Below are 902 nucleotides of genomic sequence, written 5' to 3'. Positions count from 1 at the left end.
AAGCCTGGCTGATCTGCGTAACGTAGAGCGAGTGACAATAGTGCACGTCGACACTCATTGCCTTCGACTCCACAAGCATCTAGCCATACGCGCTGGCTAGCTACATGAAAATTTCCAACATCAGTGAGTTCATCAAAACGCTCAGGCGTAGCCAGCGGTTGTTCAATGTCTACCCCCCAATAAGGCTCGTTACCTCTGGCCGCCTGTATACGTTTAGCAACACTTAACTGTCCATTGGTTTCTTGCCAAGGGCGCTGCGAGAAAATAGGCCCGCCCCCTTGGTGGCAGGTCAGGCAGATCGCTCGACGAGTATAGACAATTCTTGGCACACACCCTTCACAATAATTTTGCACCAGCTGAAACTCAAACCGCCCTGCGCCTTCATTGTAGCTAAGCACCTCTATTTCATTTGCCCCTTCGACTAGCGCAACAAAAAGCTGGCCTTGGGTATTCATACCCAAACCCGCTGGGGTGTTTTCTTCCTGAAAGTCTGGCGCAATCAGTATTCGAGGTAAATGATGATCAGCTTGGCCTTTTAGCAGTGAACGGCCATCAGGAATCAGCAATGACAGCGGCGCTTCACCTTCAGGGTGCTGGCTCTGCAAGAGCTTGATCATTTCAGTAAAAGGGTAAGGCAAGCCATCATTCTGCGCGATTATATGGTCGAACAAAGAACGGGTTCCCTCAGGAGGGAGGTCTGTATCAGGTATCAGCTGACTATGCAGAGACGACTCTTCTACACCATCAAGAGATTGAGTGAGTTCAGAAATAGACGGATTATCAGCGTGATTGATAGACCAATATGTAATGCCAATAGCGAGCATACACAACAGGACTAACGCACTTATTGCTCTAGATAGATTCATTATTAACATTGCCCAGCTAAAGCAGCCCTTGTGATA

1 protein-coding gene is annotated in these 902 nt (G+C 48.3%); it reads right to left on the bottom strand.

Annotation, left to right across the window (positions count from 1 at the left end; genetic code table 11):
• Window positions 1-866 (bottom strand): hypothetical protein (locus tag A3729_RS03305; protein ID WP_197475515.1); only part of this gene is annotated, 866 nt, incomplete at its 3' end.
• Window positions 867-902: the final 36 nt, after the last annotated feature.

This window comes from Oleiphilus sp. HI0043, from assembly GCF_001634935.1.
This window is presented reverse-complemented; position numbering and strand designations above follow the sequence as displayed.